The organism is Albibacillus kandeliae, assembly GCF_003116585.1.
Taxonomy (GTDB): domain Bacteria; phylum Pseudomonadota; class Alphaproteobacteria; order Rhodobacterales; family Rhodobacteraceae; genus Albibacillus; species Albibacillus kandeliae.
Genome location: NZ_QEHM01000004.1, coordinates 203,611 through 220,952, shown reverse-complemented (window position 1 = coordinate 220,952; position 17,342 = coordinate 203,611). Strand labels below are relative to the sequence as shown.

The window sequence follows — 17,342 nt, the reverse complement described above, 5'->3', positions numbered from 1 at the left end:
CCTTTCGGGCCGTCCCGCTCAGAACCGGAGAGTCAGCGAGGCAAGCGCGTTGAACCCGGGGTAGGGGCGGGTTTCGAGGTGGGGCGTGTAGGTTTCGTCGAAGATGTTGTTCAGGGCGAGACTGACGCTGGCGCGGTCCGAGACCTGCTGGGTCAGGAAGAGGTCCATGGTCTGCCAGCCCTTGGACGGCTCGTCGCCGCCCTCCTTGGCGCTGACGAAGGTCAGGCGAGCGCCGCCCTGACGGCGGCGGTCGGCGCTGCGCATCCCGGCGGTGAGGACGAGGCGGTCGGGGGCGACCTTGGTCAGTTCGCTGCCGTCGGAGAGGTCCTCGCTCTCGGTGATCTGGCCCGCGAGGCTGCCGAAGAAGCGGCCGGTATCGTAGGTGCCTTCCAGTTCGAGGCCCTTGATGCGGACGTGATCGACGTTGTTGTACTGGTAGTAGCTGTTGAAGACGGTCCCGAGCGATTCAAGGTCGATGTAGTCGTCGACATTGCTCTGGTAGATCGCGGCGCGGAGCGAGAGGCTGTCGCCCGGCACCAGCAGACCGTCGCGGGCATAGCTGACGCCAAGCTCGATGGTGCGGGCGCGTTCGGGCACGAGGTCGGGGTTGGGGATGATCGGGAAGTCGGCCGGTTCGGGGTGCATCCCGCTGACCAGCGTTTCGTTGAGCGATGGCGGGCGGTAGGCCATCGCGGCGGAGGCGTTGACGGTAAAGCCCGCGCCCAGCGGGTATTCCAGCGCGATGCTGGGCGAGACCGCATCGCCGCTGGCGGTGCCGTCGTCGCTGTCGAGCCCGTAGCTGTCGGCGGTCAGGCCAAAGGTGACAGCGAGCGCGCCGAAGCTGACCGTGTCCTCGGCGGTCAGCGACCAGACATCGCGGTTGCCCGAGGGGGTGAGGGAGCCGGAATCGTCGAGCGTTCGGGCAGTGTCGCGGAAGGCTTCGAGGCGGAGGGCGATATCGTGGGTCCGGTTGCCGAGCAGGAAATCGCGCTCGGCTTCTAGCAGCAGGCCGAGGGTGCGTGTCTGGTAGGAGCGGGTGATGCCGGTGCCATTGAGGTCGTCGTCCAGCCGTTCCTGCCAGAGCCGGGTGCGGGTGTCGTAGAGGGTGCCGTTCACGTCCCAGCCGCCGAGGATGTCCTTGGCTTCGTAGCCGAGCGAGAAGCTGTGCTGGCGCAGGTCGGTGTCGCGCGGAAAGCCCGAGTAGCTGCCGGTGATGTAGTCCTCGGAGAGCTGGCTGGCGGTGAAGGTCAGCCGCTGCCCGTTCGCGGTGTTGTAGCCCAGCGTGGCAAGGCCGCTGCGGATCAGGTTGCGCGAGATGACCTTTGTGCCGTCCGGCGCGGTATAGTCGTCGTCCTCGGACCGGGTTCCGGCGACGGTCAGGTCGAAGGCCTCGCCCAGGCGGGTGGCGTAGGCGCCGTGCACGGTGGGTGTGGCGAGGTCGGAGCCGTAGCGCAGGCGGAACTCGCCGCCGCTGTCGCCGCCGTCTTCGGGCAGCAGGTCCTCGGCGGCGACGCGGCGCAGTTCGAGGGCGCCGCCGATGGCGCCGCTCTTGGCGCCGGGGCCACGGGTGACGGTGACCTCGCGCAGCATCTCGGGGTCGACGGCGAAGCTGCCGTTCGCCGAGTGCCCGGAGCGTGCGAAGTTCTGGCGCATGCCGTCGATGGTTACCGCGACGCGGCCGAATTCCTGCATGCCCCGGATGTTGACGCTGATCTCGCCGCCCTCGGCCTTGCCGCCCTGGGTGGTGACACCGGCCATGCCGCGCAGGATCGTGTCGAGCCCGGCGCCCTGGTACTCGGTCTCGAGCTTGTCCTTGTCGAAGGTGGTGGCCGAGGGGCTTGCCTGCTCGTCCTCCGCGCGCACGACGATGGTGCCGAGATCGACCGCATCGGTCGGCGTGTCCTGCGCGCGCGCGGCCAGCGGTACGGCGAGGACGAGGAGGGGCAGGGCAATTCGGGAACGCAGCGGGTGCGTCATGGGCAACTCGGCTTTGAAACTGTCTTGGGAAATGGAAAAAGGGGCGACCGAGGGAGACCGCCCCTTTCCGGATCAGAAGGCGAAGATATCGTCCGAGAGATCCGCCTCGGTCAGTCCGACCAGGCGAATGGAGACATCGTTCACCGACAGTTCCACCCAGTTGCCGCCTTCGGTGACGGCGAAATCGTCAAGGCTGTCGACGCCGAGAGCGGAGACGTCGAGTGTGTCTTCGCCGACGGTGAAGTCGCGGACCACGTCGCTGCCGCCGTGCTTGGCGAACACGAAGGTGTCCTCGCCTTCGCCGCCGATGAGCACGTCGTCGCCGCGCCCGCCGACCAGCGTGTCGTTGCCGGCGTCGCCCACCAGCCGGTCGTTCCCGGCGTTGCCCTTGAGCACGTCGTCGCCACGGCCGCCCTTGAGGATGTCGTTGCCGTCGCCGCCCCGGAGGATGTCGTCCCCTGCGCTGCGCAGCAGGCGGTCGTCGCCGTCGCCACCGATCAGGAGGTCATTGCCCTTGAAGCCCTTGAGCACGTCGTCGCCGGAGGTGCCGACTTCGCGCACGTCGTAGCCCGAGAGCAGGTCCTTGAGGCCGTCGGCGTCGCCGTTCTGGATGATCTTGTAGAGCGCGTAGACCGCGTTGGTCGTGGCGTCGGAGCCGGAGCCCGGTTCGGCCGAGAGGTTGAGGTTGTCGATCACGACCTCGGTGGCAAGGCCGGCGATCTCGCCGTCTTCGCCGGTGCCTTGTTCGCCGGTGGTCTCGCCCTCGACCCAGTCGCCGAAGGTCACGCTGTCGACTTCGCCGGTGATGCCGTGGCCGTAGGTGGAGCCGTAGTGGATGAAGTCATAGGCCAGATCTTCACCGTCGATCACGACGACGGAATCGAGCGCGGCCTCTTCGGCGTCTTCGTAGGTCGCCAGGACCTGAGAGCCGTTCATGTAATAGGTGCCGCCGAATGCGGAATCCGGCGTGCCGCCGTAGAAGGTCATCGAGCCCGCGGTTGCGGCGTCGGCGAAGTAGTTGCTGAAATAGGTGGTGATATCGAAGCCGCTCTCGGCGAGCGCCGAGGCGTCGATCAGAAGTCTCTGAGCCATGTCCATGTCCTGTCGTTCGAGGCTTAACAACGAATGCTGACTGGCAAAGAGCTCGCTACATCTGTCGAGGCGACTTAGTAGAATCTTATGTTTTTTGTCAACTATATTGCTGTGGACGTCGGGTATGTTTCCCGGCTTCCTCTCGGGATGTGCCGTATCGGGGGTCGCCATGTGTCGTTGGCCGCAACCGGGAGGAGAGGGGCAGCCGAAGCGCCTGAAAGCGGGGCCAGATCACGAGAAAGTGCGGTCTTGGCTGCATCTAGTTGCGAATGCCTCGCATTTGCATTTGACTTTTGAGAATGGTTCGCATTTGCATTGGCGGAGAGTTTTACCGCGAGGAGCCGCGATGACGTCCCGACCGACCAGACTTGTGCTTGCCGCCGTGCTGTCTGCCCTGATGGCCCCCTCGGCGATGGCCGCCGACCGGATGAAGGTGGTGACGACCTTTACCGTGCTGGCCGACATGGCCCGCAACGTTGCGGGCGACGCCGCCGAGGTGGTCTCGATCACCAAGCCGGGGGCGGAGATCCACGGCTATGAACCGACGCCGCAGGATATCGTGCGCGCCCATGATGCCGACCTGATCCTGTGGAACGGTCTGAACCTCGAACTGTGGTTCAAGCAGTTCCTGTCGAACCTCGGCGAGGTGCCCTCCGTCACGCTGAGTGACGGGATCGACCCGATCTCGATCTCGGAAGGGGCCTATGAGGGCAAGCCGAACCCCCATGCCTGGATGGGGCTGGCCAATGCCCAGATCTATGTCGACAACATCGCCAGGGCCTTTGCCGCGCAGGACCCGGACAATGCCGCGCTCTACGAGGCCAATGCCGAGACCTACAAGCAGGAGCTGCGGCAGACCATCGAGCCGCTGCGCGACCGGGTTGCGCAGATACCGGAGGACAAGCGCTGGCTGGTGACCTGCGAGGGGGCGTTCAGCTATCTCGCGCGCGACTTCGGGATGCAGGAGCTCTATCTCTGGCCGATCAATGCCGACCAGGTGGGCACGCCGAAGCAGGTGCGCTCGGTCATCGACGGGGTGAGGGAGCACGACATTCCGGTGGTCTTCTGCGAGAGCACGGTGAACACGGGACCGGCCGAGCAGGTCGCCCGCGAGACCGGGGCCACCTATGGCGGCGTGCTCTACGTTGACAGCCTGAGCGAGGCGAACGGGCCCGTACCGACCTATCTGGACCTTTTGCGCGTTACCTCCGAGACTATCGCGAAGGGTCTCGAAGACGGGACCAACTGAGCCGATCCCGCCAGACTGCCCGCCGCCGGCGAGATCGGCGGAGGGCGCCAGCCACCGATCAACACCGAAGGCCATCATGCCCGAAGACCAACTGCTGAAAGAGACCCCCGCCCCGCTGACCCCCTCCGCCAATGGCGGTGACGACGGGATACGCGCGGAGCACCTGACCGTGACCTATCGCAATGGTCACACCGCCCTGACCGATGCGAGCTTTCACATTCCGCGCGGCACCGTGACGGCGCTGGTCGGGGTGAATGGCGCGGGCAAGTCGACGCTGTTCAAGGCGATCATGGGCTTCGTGCCCGTCGCGCGCGGCGATATCCGTCTGCTGGGGCTGAGCGTCAAGGACGCGCTGCGCCAGAACCTCGTCGCCTACGTGCCGCAGTCGGAAGAGGTCGACTGGGCCTTTCCGGTTCTGGTGGAAGACGTGGTGATGATGGGCCGCTATGGCCACATGGGCTTTCTCCGGCGTCCCCGTGCCGCCGACCGCGCGGCGGTGGACGAGGCGCTGCGCCGGGTGAACATGCTCGACTACCGCCACCGCCAGATCGGCGAGCTGTCGGGCGGGCAGAAGAAGCGCGTCTTCCTCGCCCGGGCGCTGGCGCAGGACGGCAAGGTGATCTTGCTGGACGAACCCTTTACCGGCGTCGACGTGAAGACCGAGGAGCAGATCATCGAACTGCTGCGCGAGTTGAAGCGCGAGGGGCGGGTGATGCTGGTCTCGACCCACAACCTTGGTTCGGTGCCGGAGTTCTGCGACCGGACGGTGCTGATCAAGGGCACCGTGCTGGCCTTTGGTCCGACCGACACGACGTTTACCCGGGCCAACCTTGAACAGGCCTTTGGCGGCGTGCTGCGCCACTTCACCCTTGGTGGCGATGCGCTGCACGACGACGACGATCCGCGGCAGGTCACCATCTTTACCGACGACGAGCGGCCCTTTGTGCAATACGGCGACCAGACCCACCGGCAGCGGGAGCGCAAGAAGTGATGAGCCTGCTGCTGGAGCCGTTCGGCTATGGCTACATGACCAACGCCATGTGGGTCTCGGCCCTTGTCGGCGCGGTCTGCGCCTTCCTGTCGTCCTACCTGATGCTGAAGGGCTGGTCGCTGATCAGTGACGCGCTCTCGCACTCGGTGGTGCCCGGCGTGGCCGGGGCCTACATGCTGGGGCTGCCCTTTGCGCTGGGCGCCTTCCTGTCCGGCGGGCTGGCGGCGGCGGCGATGTTGTTCCTGTCGGACCGGTCGGGGCTGAAGGTGGATGTGATCATCGGGATCATCTTCACCTCGTTCTTCGGGCTCGGGCTGTTCATGGTCTCGGTCAACCCGATGGCGATTTCGGTCCAGACCATCATCATGGGCAACATCCTTGCGATCACGCCGCAGGATACGCTGCAGCTGGCGATCATCGGGATCGCGTCGCTAGTGATCCTGCTGGCCAAGTGGAAGGACCTGATGGTCACTTTCTTCGACGAGAGCCACGCGCGGTCGATCGGGTTGCGGCCCGGTGTGCTGAAGGTGGTGTTCTTTACCCTGTTGTCGGCCTCGGTCGTGGCGGCGATGCAGACCGTTGGCGCCTTCCTCGTGATCGCCATGGTGGTGACGCCGGGCGCGACGGCCTACCTGCTGTGCGACCGCTTTCCGCGGCTGATCGCGCTCTCGGTGCTGATCGGGGCGCTGACCGGCTTTGGCGGGGCCTACATCAGCTACTTCCTCGACGGGGCGACCGGCGGGGTGATCGTGAGCCTGCAGACCGTGATCTTTCTTGCCGCCTTTGTCTTTGCGCCCAAGCACGGGCTGCTGGCGGCGCGGCGGCGCGCGGCCGAGGCGCTGCGGGCGCAGGAGGCGGCATGATGGATTCGCTGCTGCTGCCCTTTCAGTTCCCGTTCATGCAGAACGCCTTTCTGATCTGCGCCATCGTCGCCGTGCCGACGGCGCTGCTGTCGTGCTTTCTCGTCCTGAAGGGCTGGGCGCTGATGGGCGATGCGATCAGTCATGCGACCCTGCCGGGGATCGTGCTGGCCTATATCTTTGGCATCCCGCTGATCGTCGGCGCCTTTGGGGCGGGCATGGTCACGGCGCTGATGACCGGGTTTCTCTCGGATAACAGTCGGGTCAAGCAGGACACGGTGATGGGCGTCGTGTTCTCGGGTATGTTCGGGGCGGGCATCGTCCTTTACAGCTCGATCACCAGCGACGCGCACCTCGACCACATCCTGTTCGGCAACATGCTGGGCGTCGGCACCGATGACCTGTGGACCGCCGGGCTGATCTCGCTGGTGGTGAGCGCGGCGCTGCTGCTCAAGTGGCGCGACCTGCTGCTTCATGCCTTTGACCCGGCGCAGGCGCGGGCCTCGGGCCTCTGGGTCGGGATGCTGCACTACGGGCTGCTGACGCTGCTGTCGCTGACCATCGTGGCGACGCTGACGGCGACGGGGCTGATCCTGGCCGTGGGTCTGCTGATCTCGCCCGGGGCGATCGCCTTTCTCACTGTCCGGCGGTTCGGCGCGATGCTGGTGCTGTCGGTGGTGGTCTGCCTTGGCGCGATGTTGGGCGGGACCTACGCCAGCTTCTTCCTCGACAGTGCCCCGGCGCCGACGATCATCCTGATCTTCACCGTGCTGTTCGTGCTGGCCTTTGGCTGGCGCATGTACCAGACGCGGCGCGCCTCGATGCTGTTGCAGGGGCAGGGCTGACCGGGGCGGATAAGCTCCGCCAGGGCGTTGACCCGGAACGTGCATGGGCGCAGGCTGCCCTGTGCGCGGGCCCTTTGCCTGCCCGCCGTGATTGACAAGCTTGAGCGTTTTGGTCAGGGACAGGGCATCGCCCGGCAGCAGGCTGCCGGTGACGGCGCGCGCCGGGGCATTCCCCGGGCGCGGGCCTGACATTACGGGAAAGAGACCGACATGCTGCGCCAGTTCTTCGCCTATTACCGCCCCTGGATCGGTCTGTTCTGGCTCGATTTCGGTTGTGCCGTGCTGTCGGGCCTGCTGGAGCTGGCGTTTCCGCTGGCGATTACCGGCTTCATCGACCACCTGCTGCCGATGGGTGACTGGAGCCTGACGCTGACCGCCGCCGTGGCGCTGCTGGTCATCTACCTGCTGAACACCGGCCTGATGGCGATCGTGATCTACTGGGGTCACATGCTGGGCATCAATATCGAGACCGAGATGCGCTCGCGCGCCTTTGCCCACCTCACGCGGCTGTCGTGGCGCTGGTTCGACAGTTCGGCCACCGGCAAGCTGGTGGCGCGGGTGACCCGCGACCTCGAGGAGATCGGCGAGGTGGCGCACCACGGGCCCGAGGACCTGTTCATCGCCATCATGACCTTTGCCGGGGCTTTTCTGCTGATGTTCTGGCTGCATCCCGGCCTTGCCGTGATCACCGGCGTCATCGTGCCGCTGACGGGCTGGATCATTGCCTTTTACGGCGGGCGGATGACCAACGCATGGCAGGCGATCTATGCCCGTGTCGGGGCCTTCAACGTGCGGCTGGAAGAGACCATCGGCGGTATCCGCGTGGTGCAGGCCTTTGCCAACGAGCGGCACGAGCACGGGCTCTTTGCCGACGACAATGCCAAGTACCGCAGCACCAAGCTCAGCGCCTACAAGCTGATGGCCGCCTCGACCTCGATCAACTACATGGGGATGCGGCTGGTGCAGGTGGTGGTGATGGTCGCCGGTGCCTACTTTGTGCTGACCGGCGCGATGACCACCGGCACCTTCGTCGGTTTCCTGCTGCTGGTGAACGTGTTCTTCCGGCCGCTGGAAAAGATCGCGGCGGTGATCGAGACCTATCCGCGCGGCATTGCCGGGTTCCGCCGCTACCTTGAACTGCTGGCGACCGAGCAGGAGATCGCGGACCGCCCCGATGCCACTGCCGCGCCCGCGCTGAAGGGCGAGATCGTGCTGGACCACGTGAGCTTTGCCTATGACGAGACGCGGCCGATCCTGCACGATATCTCGCTGACGGTGCGTCCGGGCGAGACGGTGGCGCTGGTCGGCCCCTCGGGGGCGGGCAAGTCCACCCTGCTAGCGCTGGTGCCGCGGTTCTACGAGCCGGTGACCGGCGAGGTGCGCATCGACGGGCGGCCGCTGGCCTCGATGACGCTGGAGTCGCTGCGCTCGCAGATCGGGCTGGTGTCGCAGGACGTGTTCCTGTTCGGCGGGACGCTGCGCGAGAACATCGCCTACGGGCGGCTCGGGGCCAGCGAGGCGGACATTCTCGAAGCGGCGCGGCTGGCCCAGCTTGGGCCGATGATCGAGCAACTGCCGAACGGGCTCGACACCATCGTGGGCGAGCGGGGCGTGATGCTGTCGGGCGGTCAGAAGCAGCGGGTGGCGATCGCGCGGGTCTTCCTGCTGGACCCGCCGATCCTGTTGCTGGACGAGGCGACCTCGGCACTGGACCGCGAGACCGAGCGGGAGATCCAGCAGGCGCTGAACACCCTGTCCGAGGGGCGCACGACGCTGGTCATCGCACATCGGCTGGGCACTATCCGGGACGCCGACCGTATCCTCGTGATGGAGTCGGGCCGGATCGTCGAGCAGGGCAGCCACGAGGAACTGCTGGCGCGTCAGGCGGCCTACGCGCGGCTGTCGGCCTGAGCGAAGATCGTTGGCGGAAACGAAAAACGCGCCGCTGTAGCGGCGCGTTTCTGCGTTTGGGGATGACCCGGATCAGATCGTCTGGTCGTAATCGCCGACGCCCGGCTCGGTGCGGATGACCGCGTCGATATCGGCGAAGATCGCGCGCATCTCCTCGTCGCTCTCGGAGCTTTCGCAGACCACCACGAGGTTCGGCGTGTTCGAGGAGGCGCGGACGAGGCCCCAGGACCCGTTGTCGAGGATCACGCGGGCGCCGTTGACGGTGACCACTTCCTTGATCGCGCGCCCGGCGAAGGTTTCGCCTGACTCGCCTTTGGCGACCAGCTTCTGCACCAGCCGTTCGAGAATGTCGTATTTCTCGGTGTCGGCGGCATAGGGCGACATGGTAGGGGTCGACCATGTTTTCGGCAGGGCTTTGCGCAGGTCCGACATCTTCATGTCGGGGTTGCGGTCCATCAGCTTGCAGATCTCGACCGCGACGCGCATTCCGTCGTCGTAGCCGCGGCCCACCGGCTCGGCCATGAAGTAGTGGCCGGACTTTTCGAAGCCCGCCAGCGCGCCCAGTTCATGCACGCGCCGCTTCATGTGGCTGTGCCCGGTCTTCCAGTAGTCGGCCTTGACTCCGTTGGCGATCAGCTCCGGGTCGGAGGCGAAGAGGCCGGTCGACTTGACGTCGGCCACGAAGGTCGCGCCCGGATAGATCTTGGACAGGTCACGGGCCATGATCACGCCGACCTTGTCGGCGAAGATTTCCTCGCCTTCATCGTCCACCACACCGCAGCGGTCGCCGTCGCCGTCGAAGCCGAGCGCGAAGTCGGCGCCCGACGCCTTGACCGAGTGGGCCATGTCATGGAGCATCTCCATGGCCTCGGGGTTCGGGTTGTAGTTGGGGAAGGTGTAGTCGAGCGTGTTGTGGCTCTCGACCACTTCGACGCCGATGCGTTCGAACAGGGCCGGGGCATAGGCGCAGGCCGTGCCGTTGCCGGTGGCGCAGACGACCTTGAGCTTGCGGGACATTTTGAAGTCGCCCACGAGGTCGTCCATGTAGGCATCCCACACGCCGTCGACGAACTCGTACTTGCCGCCGTCGCGGGTTTCCCAGTCGCCGTTCAGGACGATCTCCTTGAGCTCGCCCATCTCGTCGGGGCCGTGGGTCAGGGGCATGTTGAAGCCCATCTTGACCCCAGTCCAGCCGTTCGGGTTGTGGCTGGCGGTGACCATCGCCACGGCGCAGCCGCCGAGGTGGAAGGAGGAGAAGTAGGCCATCGGCGTGATGCAGGGGCCGATGTCCTTGACCGTGATCCCGGCCCGCATCAGGCCGAGGATCAGGGCGTTCTTGATGGTCAGCGAGTAGTCGCGATAGTCGTTGCCGACCGCGATCACCGGCGCGATGCCGCGGCGGATCATCTGGGTGCCGAGGCCGAGGCCGAGGGCCGTCATGCCGGGAAGGTTGATCTCTTCGGGGTACTTCCAGCGTGCGTCGTATTCACGAAAGCCCGTCGGGGTGATCATCGGGTCGCGCAGGAACTCCCAGGTGTTCGGTGTCACCTTGGCGGCAGGTTTGGTCATGAAAAACTCGCTGTTGGTTCAGAGGAGGATGGGATCAGACTTAGCAATACCATCCAGAGCCATCAACGTTCCGATCAGGTGGTCCATCTGATCCAGAGGGATCATGTTCGGCCCATCCGAAGGGGCGTTGTCCGGGTCTTCGTGCGTTTCGATGAAGACCGCGCCGACGCCGATCGCCACCGCTGCACGCGCCATTACAGGGGCAAACTCGCGCTGGCCGCCGGACGAGCCGCCCTGGCCGCCCGGCTGCTGGACCGAGTGGGTGGCGTCCATGACCACCGGGTAGCCGGTCTTGGCCATCTCCGGCAATGAGCGCATATCCGCCACCAGAGTGTTGTAGCCGAAAGATGCGCCACGTTCGGTCAGCAGGATCTTCTCGTTGCCGGTGCTCTCGATCTTGGCGACCACGTTCACCATGTCCCACGGTGCGAGAAACTGGCCCTTCTTCACGTTGATGACCGCGCCGGTCTCGCCCGCGGCGAGCAGCATGTCGGTCTGGCGGCAGAGGAAGGCCGGGATCTGGATGATGTCCACGGCCTCGGCCGCGGGGGCGCACTGGTCGGGCATGTGCACGTCCGTCAGCGTCGGCACGCCGAATTCGCGGCCGACGTCGGAGAGGATTTTCAGGCCCGCGTCCATGCCGAGCCCGCGCTTGCCCTTGAGCGAGGTGCGGTTGGCCTTGTCGTAGCTGGCCTTGAAAACGAATTGCGCGCCGTGCTTGTCGCAGACGGTCTTCATGGTCTCCGCGATCATGCGCGCGTGGTCTGCGCTTTCCAGCTGGCAGGGGCCCGCGATCACGGTCAGCGGGCGGTCGTTGCCGATCGTGAGACCGGCGGCTTGGACATGTTTCATGGCTATGAGGTGACCTGTTCTCGAAGGATGGATGCCGTCAGTGAGAACATAAGGTATATCCCGGAAAATATAAGGAAGGCCAGAATGGTGTCCTCGAAGCTGCGCGGGTAGGAGGGCGACTGGCTTGCCACCGGCTGGACCGAGGTGGTCAGGTAGCGCACCTGCCGGTTGGCCTCCATCCGGGTCTGTTCGACTTGTTGCAGCGCCGATTGCAGCATCATGTCCCGCGTGGCGAGGTCGGCCTGCGCCATCTGGATCCGCACCGTCAGTTCGGCCAGCGAATTCTCGCCCGCCGAGGCGTCGATCATCTTGCGGTTCAGCTCGGCCAGCAGGTTCTCGATCCGCCGCACGTCGCCCTTGGCGCCCTCGACCCGCGCCTCGTTGGGGCGGAGGTTGTCCTGCAGCGCGGCCAGTTGCAGCTGCTTCTCCTGCAGCTGCATTTCCATGTTGTTGATCTGCGCGCGCAGCCCGGCGATGACGCCCTCGGGGTCCAGCATCGCGCCCTGCTGCTGCAGCTTGACCAGAGCCTCCTGCGCGGCGCGGCGTTCCTGCTGGGCGGTCTCGAAGCCCGACATGGCATCGCGCATCTGGTCGCCGCGTTTCTGTTGCGAGAGATTGTTCACCCGATCCTCGGCATAGGAGATCAGGTGGGTCGCGAAGGACGTGGCGACCTCGGGGTTGGCGGCGACGACCTCCATCCGGATCACGCCCTCGGTCGGGTCATAGCCGATCTGGACGTTCTTCTTGTAGATCTTGTAGGCCTCTTCGTTGGTCGCATCGGGCGAGAGGCGCTGGATCGGGTCGATCCAGGGTTGCGAGAAGTGCGACTTGAAGCCAACATCGCCGTCGAGCCGCAGCATGGCGTCCTTGGACTGGAGATAGGATTGCGTCGCGATGGAATCCTGGCTGGTGGCGAACTGGGTGCCCGACAGCAGGCCGCCGAGCCCCGAGCCGCCCACGTTGTCGGCCTGCAGGATCAGGAACTCGGACTTGGTGGAGAACATCGGCGTGGCGACGGCGTAGAAGTAGTAGCCGGCGAGCACGGTGGGGAGGAAGACGAAGAAGGCGAGGCGGCTGATCAGCAGCATCAGGCGGCGCCGCCGCCGCTTGGCGATGTCGCGCTGGATCTGGCCGATTTCCAGCTCGCGCTGGTGGGCCGGGCTCATCTCGGGCGAGGGGCGGAGATATTCGCGCCCGGCGGGCAGGTTGCCGCCGCCGCGCACCGTCTGGGGCAGTTGCTGGAGCGCGTCGGGCTCGCCGTCGTGGGAGGCGCCGCCCTGCGGCACCACCAGTTCCAGCATGTTCGAGCGTGCGAAGGGGTCGATACCCTGTTCGCGCAGCAGGCGGACCGCGTCGAAGTCGGAGGTGGCGGGCAGGTTGTGTTTCTGCGCCACGCGCCGGGCCATGCGCAGCTGGCGGCCGGTCAGACCTTCGCGGCGGATCGCTTCGATATCGTTGTCGGCACCGGCCTCGCGCGCCGAGGCGACCTCTCCCTGGCGGGCGGGCTCGGGGCTGGTCTCGGGCCGGGGGGCGGGAACCTCGGCGCGGGTGCTGGCGGGCTTCTCGGGTGCGGGCGGAGCGCTCGGGGGCGGGGCCTTTGCGGGTTCGGCGGCCGCCGACGCGGGAGCGCTCTTGGCGGGTTCGGTGGCGGCGACGGGGTCTTTCAGCAGCAGCGCCTCGCGTTCCTGCACGGCACGGCGGAGGGAGCGGGCGGCGCTGGTGCCGGAGGCGGCCGGGGAAGTTGCGGGGGAAGCTGCGGGTGCAGCCTCGGGGCCGGGCACCGGGCGCGCGACGCTGCGGGGTCTTTCGGCCTCTTTGCGGGGGGCCGCGGCGGTGGGGGCGGCGGGGACGCTGCCCAACTGTTCGCGCTCTGCCTGCTCGGCCCGTTCGGCGGCAACCGCCAGGGCACGGAACCTCGACGACACCGTGGTACTGCGTTTCACGCGGAATTTCCGGGCCTTAGGCTTCGTAGTCATAAAGCTGTTTTGCCTCTTCGAGGGTGTCGAACATGTAGAGCTTGCCGTGTTTCAGCACGGCGGCGGAGCGGGCGAACTTTTCCAGCGTGCGGGCCTGGTGCGAGACGATGATGATGGTCGTCGTGCGCAGCCGTTCCTCGAGGATTGCGCCGGCCTTCTTGTTGAATTCCACGTCGGTGGTGCCGGGCATGCCTTCGTCGATCAGGTAGATGTCGAAGTCGAGCGCCAGCATCAGCGCGAAGGAAAACCGCGACTTCATGCCCTGCGAGTAGGTGCCGAGCGGCTGGTCGAAGTATTCCCCGAGATTGCAGAGCCAGCGGCAGTACGCCTCCACGTAGTCGGGGTCGAGCCCGTAGAGCTTGGCGATGTAGCGCGAGTTCTCCATCGCCGAGATACGGCTGATCACCCCGCCCATGAACCCGAGGGGAAAGGAGATCTTGCACATGCGGCGGACCTCTCCCTCGTCGGGTTTTTCGAGTCCTGCCATCATGTTGATCAGGGTGGTCTTGCCGGTGCCGTTGGGCGCGAGAATGCCGAGCGAATTGCCCAGATCGACGCGGAAGGACACCTTGTCGAGGATCACCTTGCGCTGCGTTCCGGTCCAGAACGATTTGCTGACATTCACGAACTCAAGCATTCGCCTACGCTGCCGTCCCCGCGTGCCCTGTTCCCGCGAACCCGTCCCTACGGTCGCTTTCGCCTCGGATCCCTCTTTAGCAGAGGTGTGTTAATGCTCCATATACCGTGCCTAGAGGCCGATATTGACCATATTATGTCGTAAAGACAAAGCTGTGTCCAAGGGTGTTGCGACCCCTTCGCCGCGATTGCCGACCGGTGCGGCCCGAATGTGCCATTTGACGCCGCCCGCGCGGCCCCCCACATTCAGCGCATGCGCCATGACACTGCCCCGGCCCAGTCCCCCGGTGAGGATCTGATCGCCCGCATTAGGGCCTGCCACCTCTGCGCGGACCGCTTTGCCGCGACCCATACCGCCCATGCGCCGCGTCCTGTCGCGTGGTTCCGGCCCGGCGCGCGCATCCTCGTCGCGGGGCAGGCGCCGGGTGCGCGCGTTCACCTGTCGGGGAGGCCCTTTACCGACCCGTCCGGCGACCGCTTGCGCGACTGGCTCGGCATGGACGAGGCGACGTTCTACGACCGGGACCGGGTCGCGGTGGTGCCGATGGCCTTCTGCTTTCCCGGCTACGATGCCAGGAAGGCCGACCTGCCGCCCCCGCCGATCTGCGCCAGGACATGGCACGGCGAGGTGATGGAGGCGCTGGGGGACGTCGACCTGATGGTGCTGGTGGGCGGCCACGCCCACAAGTGGCACATCGGGGCAAGGACCGGCGTGACCGAGACCGTCGCGGACTGGCGCCGCCATGCGCCGCGCGTCTTCCCCTTGCCTCATCCGTCCTGGCGCAATACCGCATGGCTGAAACGCAATCCCTGGTTCGAGGCCGACCTGCTGCCGGTGCTGCGGGCCCGGGTCCGAGAGATCCTGTGAAGGAGAGACAGACGTGAGCGACATCACCCCGCTCGATACCGCCCACGCGGCGATGGAGGCCGCCCCGGACGATGGCGCGGCCCGCCTGCGGTTCTATGAGCGCCTCGCCGATGGCGAGCTGTTCCTGATGCTGACCGAAGAGGCTGATGGCGACAGCATCAGCCCCGAGGTCTTCGAACTGGCGGATGGCACCTTTGTCCTCGCCTTCGACCGCCCCGACCGGCTGGCCGCCTTTGCCGGCCGCCCGGCGCCCTACGCGGCGATGTCGGGCCGGGCGCTGGCGCAGATGCTGGTGACGCAGGGGATCGGGCTGGGCCTGAACCTCGAGGTTGCGCCGTCGTCCATCCTGATCCCTGCCGAAGCGATCGCGTGGCTGGTGGAGACGCTGGGCAACGTGCCGGCCGAGATCGAGGCGCAGATCGCCGAGGTTTCGCCGCCCCGTGGCTTGCCCGAGAGCCTTGTCGCCGCGCTCGACACCAAGCTGGCGACGGCGACGGGGCTGGCGGCCTCCGCCTATCTCGTCGGGGTCACCTACGAGACCGGGGCCAAGGGGCACATGCTGGCCTTTGTCGATGCGGTGGACGGGGCGAAATCGGCGCTCGCCAATGCCACCGGCGAGGCGCTCACCTTCTCCGGGATCGAAGCGGGGGCGCTGGATGTCGGCTTCTTCGCCGCCTCCGACCCCATCGCGGCAAGTCTCGCCCGGGCCGGGTTGCGGTTCGACCTGCCGGTGCCGCAGCAGCCCGAGATGGTCCGCGCGGCGCCCGGCAGCGACCCGGCCAAGCCGCCGATCCTGCGCTGAGCCGCGCTAGGCGGCCGCGCCGCCGAGCCCTGCAAGGTGGCGCCGGTCGTCGAGCGTCGACAGCAGGATCGCGGTCGCAAGCCCGACGCTGGCCCCGAGCAGCGTGTCCAGAACCCGCTCGGGCGCCATCGCCGCGCCCGCCGCGCCGGGGGTGGCGAGCGAGGTCATCACCAGCGCCATCGGGGTGACGAAGATCAGCCCGAGCGCGTAGTTGAAGCCGATCACCACCTCGGTCAGCAGCTGCAGCAGCATGATCACCGCCACGATCTCCCACAGGCCGGGCTCCTGCAGCAGGATCACCCAGGCGAGGACCGACCCCACCACCGTGCCCGCCATCCGCTGCACCGCGCGGCTGAGGTTCACGTGCAGGTAGGCGCCCTGCAGCACCGCCAGCGCGCCCATCGCCGCCCAGACCGGATGATCGGCGCCGAAGGCATGGCTGGCCAGCCCGGCGATCGCGGTGGCGATGCAGATGCGGCTGGCGGCGAAGAGGCGGTGGGAGAGGGGGCGGCGCGGCTCTGCCGGGAAGGGGCGCGCTTCGCTCGGGAGCGGACGCCAGCCCTCGGTCAGGGCGCAGACCAGCAGGGCGAGACCGGCGACCGCAGCGGTCGCGGCCCCCCGCGCCGCGATCTCCGGCAGCGTCGGCTCGCCATGCAGGGCGGCCCCGGCGGCAAAGACAAAGATCAGCGCGCCGGGCGCGCCGACGTCGGAACTGGCCGTCAGCAGGTAGAAGAGCCCGCAGGCCAGCGCCAGCGCCAGCAGCTGCATCCCCATCGGGAGCGCCAGCGCCGCCAGGGCAGACATCGAGAGCACCGCCAGCATCTGCCAGAGCGCGCAGAGCCAGAGCAGCCCGAGGCGACGGCCACGGGGCGCGAAGCGGGCGAAGAGGGCGACCAGCGCACCAAGCGCGCCGTAGCCGGTCAGCTCGGGCCAGGGCGAAAAGTGCAGCACCGGCACGGCAAGGCCCGCGGTCACCGCGGTCTGGGCCCCGGCGAGGACAGAATTGCCGAGTGAGGCCTGCCTTGCAAGGGCGAGGCTGGCGCCAAAGTGATCGCGCCGCAGCAGGCGGCGGGCGGTTGCGATGCGACCGGCAGATGCGGAGAGGAGGGGTTGGGTGGACGCGCTCATCCGGCGGTCTCCTTGTCGCCGGTTGCGATGCGCGCGGCGAGATTGGTTTCGATCTGCGCGATTCCCTCGAGCATCCGTTCGAGTGCGGCGTCGTCGAGACCGGCCAGCATCGCCTGCTCGGCCCGGATCAGTTCGGTCCGGATCTCGCGGACGCGCGCCTCGCCCGCCGGGGTCAGGAACAGCAGCCGGGCGCGGCCGTCGTTGGCGTCGCGGCGGCGCTCGATCAGGCCCTGCCGTTCGAGGATGTCGAGCACGCGTACGAGGCTGGAGCCGTCGACCCCGACCCGCTGGGCGAGGTCCTTCTGGGCAATGCCGCCGCCGCTGTCCTCGAGGTGCACCAGCGGCACCCAGGTTGCGTCGGTCATGCCGGAGGCGGCGAGATGGGCGTCCAGCGCCTGCCGCCAGCGGCGGGCGAGCATCGAGAAGCGCAGGCCGAAGCGCGCACGGGGAGAGGAGAGATCGGGCATGAGTCGTATCTAGGGAAAAGTAATTTGATTTGCAATTCAAATCATATTGCGCTGCAGCGAAAATGTTTCAGACCGGGCTGTTGCTGCGAGTTCGGCAGGGGCGAACATGGCCGAGCTGA

15 protein-coding genes are annotated in these 17,342 nt (G+C 66.9%); 7 read left to right on the top strand and 8 right to left on the bottom strand.

Annotation, left to right across the window (positions count from 1 at the left end):
• Nucleotides 1-18 precede the first annotated feature (18 nt).
• Nucleotides 19-1,977 carry a TonB-dependent receptor domain-containing protein gene (locus DDT93_RS11730; RefSeq protein ID WP_109466033.1) on the bottom strand — a complete coding sequence of 653 codons (1,959 nt, stop codon included), beginning with the start codon at nt 1,975-1,977 and terminating at the stop codon, nt 19-21.
• A 72-nt stretch (nt 1,978-2,049) separates the two neighbouring features.
• The gene (locus DDT93_RS26930) at nt 2,050-3,069 is read right to left on the bottom strand and encodes a calcium-binding protein (protein WP_232825440.1); all 1,020 of its coding nucleotides are present in this window, start codon (nt 3,067-3,069) and stop codon (nt 2,050-2,052) included.
• A gap of 346 nt (nt 3,070-3,415) precedes the next feature.
• Between DDT93_RS26930 and DDT93_RS11720 the strand changes: the two genes are divergently transcribed.
• The 5 genes from DDT93_RS11720 (at nt 3,416) to DDT93_RS11700 (ending at nt 8,925) form a co-directional block, all read left to right on the top strand.
• Complete coding sequence (locus tag DDT93_RS11720; RefSeq protein WP_109466032.1) at nt 3,416-4,318, top strand: metal ABC transporter substrate-binding protein; 903 nt, start codon at nt 3,416-3,418, stop codon at nt 4,316-4,318.
• Nucleotides 4,319-4,394: 76 nt separating this feature from the next.
• Nucleotides 4,395-5,309: a manganese/iron ABC transporter ATP-binding protein gene (locus tag DDT93_RS11715; RefSeq protein WP_109466031.1), complete on the top strand. Its 915-nt coding sequence runs from the start codon at nt 4,395-4,397 to the stop codon at nt 5,307-5,309.
• Nucleotides 5,309-6,172, top strand: coding sequence for a metal ABC transporter permease (locus DDT93_RS11710; RefSeq protein WP_109466030.1), 864 nt, complete (start codon nt 5,309-5,311; stop codon nt 6,170-6,172). The genes DDT93_RS11715 and DDT93_RS11710 overlap by 1 nt, the downstream gene beginning before the upstream one ends.
• Nucleotides 6,169-7,014 (top strand): metal ABC transporter permease, encoded by an 846-nt coding sequence (locus DDT93_RS11705; protein WP_109466029.1) that lies wholly within the window; start codon nt 6,169-6,171, stop codon nt 7,012-7,014. Before DDT93_RS11710 ends, DDT93_RS11705 begins: the two co-directional genes overlap by 4 nt.
• A gap of 210 nt (nt 7,015-7,224) precedes the next feature.
• The gene (locus DDT93_RS11700) at nt 7,225-8,925 is read left to right on the top strand and encodes an ABC transporter ATP-binding protein (protein ID WP_109466028.1); all 1,701 of its coding nucleotides are present in this window, start codon (nt 7,225-7,227) and stop codon (nt 8,923-8,925) included.
• Nucleotides 8,926-8,997: 72 nt separating this feature from the next.
• On the opposite strand, the gene DDT93_RS11695 is transcribed toward DDT93_RS11700, so the two are convergent.
• From DDT93_RS11695 to DDT93_RS11680, 4 genes are read right to left on the bottom strand one after another with little or no spacing between them, the layout of a single operon-like run.
• Complete coding sequence (locus tag DDT93_RS11695) at nt 8,998-10,494, bottom strand: phosphomannomutase/phosphoglucomutase (RefSeq protein ID WP_109466027.1); 1,497 nt, start codon at nt 10,492-10,494, stop codon at nt 8,998-9,000.
• Between the two features lie 18 nt (nt 10,495-10,512).
• A complete protein-coding gene (gene kdsA / locus DDT93_RS11690; RefSeq protein WP_109466026.1) occupies nt 10,513-11,346 on the bottom strand; it encodes a 3-deoxy-8-phosphooctulonate synthase in 834 nt (277 codons plus the stop codon).
• 2 nt (nt 11,347-11,348) lie between these two features.
• Nucleotides 11,349-13,322, bottom strand: a complete 1,974-nt coding sequence (locus tag DDT93_RS11685) for a capsule biosynthesis protein (protein ID WP_109466025.1) — start codon at nt 13,320-13,322, stop codon at nt 11,349-11,351.
• Entirely contained in the window at nt 13,306-13,959 is a 654-nt protein-coding gene (locus DDT93_RS11680) for an ABC transporter ATP-binding protein (RefSeq protein ID WP_109466024.1), read from the bottom strand. Before DDT93_RS11680 ends, DDT93_RS11685 begins: the two co-directional genes overlap by 17 nt.
• A 252-nt stretch (nt 13,960-14,211) precedes the next feature.
• On the opposite strand from DDT93_RS11680, the gene DDT93_RS11675 reads away from it, so the two are divergent.
• Nucleotides 14,212-14,826 (top strand): uracil-DNA glycosylase family protein, encoded by a 615-nt coding sequence (locus DDT93_RS11675; RefSeq protein WP_109466023.1) that lies wholly within the window; start codon nt 14,212-14,214, stop codon nt 14,824-14,826.
• Nucleotides 14,827-14,839: 13 nt separating this feature from the next.
• Nucleotides 14,840-15,628, top strand: coding sequence for an SseB family protein (locus tag DDT93_RS11670; protein WP_109466022.1), 789 nt, complete (start codon nt 14,840-14,842; stop codon nt 15,626-15,628).
• A 6-nt stretch (nt 15,629-15,634) separates the two neighbouring features.
• Here DDT93_RS11670 and DDT93_RS11665 read toward each other — a convergent pair whose 3' ends face one another.
• Both DDT93_RS11665 and DDT93_RS11660 read right to left on the bottom strand, forming a co-directional pair.
• Nucleotides 15,635-16,756 (bottom strand): FUSC family protein, encoded by a 1,122-nt coding sequence (locus DDT93_RS11665; RefSeq protein WP_109466021.1) that lies wholly within the window; start codon nt 16,754-16,756, stop codon nt 15,635-15,637.
• Nucleotides 16,753-17,223: a MarR family winged helix-turn-helix transcriptional regulator gene (locus tag DDT93_RS11660; protein WP_109466020.1), complete on the bottom strand. Its 471-nt coding sequence runs from the start codon at nt 17,221-17,223 to the stop codon at nt 16,753-16,755. Before DDT93_RS11660 ends, DDT93_RS11665 begins: the two co-directional genes overlap by 4 nt.
• Between the last annotated feature and the right edge of the window lie 119 nt (nt 17,224-17,342).

Bases quoted from the DNA above. Each gene is read 5' to 3' on its own strand.
- DDT93_RS11730 (WP_109466033.1), bottom strand. From the start codon at position 1,977: ATGACGCACCCGCTGCGTTCCCGAATTGCCCTGCCCCTCCTCGTCCTC.
- DDT93_RS26930 (WP_232825440.1), bottom strand. From the start codon at position 3,069: ATGGCTCAGAGACTTCTGATCGACGCCTCGGCGCTCGCCGAGAGCGGC.
- DDT93_RS11720 (WP_109466032.1), top strand. From the start codon at position 3,416: ATGACGTCCCGACCGACCAGACTTGTGCTTGCCGCCGTGCTGTCTGCC.
- DDT93_RS11715 (WP_109466031.1), top strand. From the start codon at position 4,395: ATGCCCGAAGACCAACTGCTGAAAGAGACCCCCGCCCCGCTGACCCCC.
- DDT93_RS11710 (WP_109466030.1), top strand. From the start codon at position 5,309: ATGAGCCTGCTGCTGGAGCCGTTCGGCTATGGCTACATGACCAACGCC.
- DDT93_RS11705 (WP_109466029.1), top strand. From the start codon at position 6,169: ATGATGGATTCGCTGCTGCTGCCCTTTCAGTTCCCGTTCATGCAGAAC.
- DDT93_RS11700 (WP_109466028.1), top strand. From the start codon at position 7,225: ATGCTGCGCCAGTTCTTCGCCTATTACCGCCCCTGGATCGGTCTGTTC.
- DDT93_RS11695 (WP_109466027.1), bottom strand. From the start codon at position 10,494: ATGACCAAACCTGCCGCCAAGGTGACACCGAACACCTGGGAGTTCCTG.
- kdsA (WP_109466026.1), bottom strand. From the start codon at position 11,346: ATGAAACATGTCCAAGCCGCCGGTCTCACGATCGGCAACGACCGCCCG.
- DDT93_RS11685 (WP_109466025.1), bottom strand. From the start codon at position 13,322: ATGACTACGAAGCCTAAGGCCCGGAAATTCCGCGTGAAACGCAGTACC.
- DDT93_RS11680 (WP_109466024.1), bottom strand. From the start codon at position 13,959: ATGCTTGAGTTCGTGAATGTCAGCAAATCGTTCTGGACCGGAACGCAG.
- DDT93_RS11675 (WP_109466023.1), top strand. From the start codon at position 14,212: ATGCGCCATGACACTGCCCCGGCCCAGTCCCCCGGTGAGGATCTGATC.
- DDT93_RS11665 (WP_109466021.1), bottom strand. From the start codon at position 16,756: ATGAGCGCGTCCACCCAACCCCTCCTCTCCGCATCTGCCGGTCGCATC.
- DDT93_RS11660 (WP_109466020.1), bottom strand. From the start codon at position 17,223: ATGCCCGATCTCTCCTCTCCCCGTGCGCGCTTCGGCCTGCGCTTCTCG.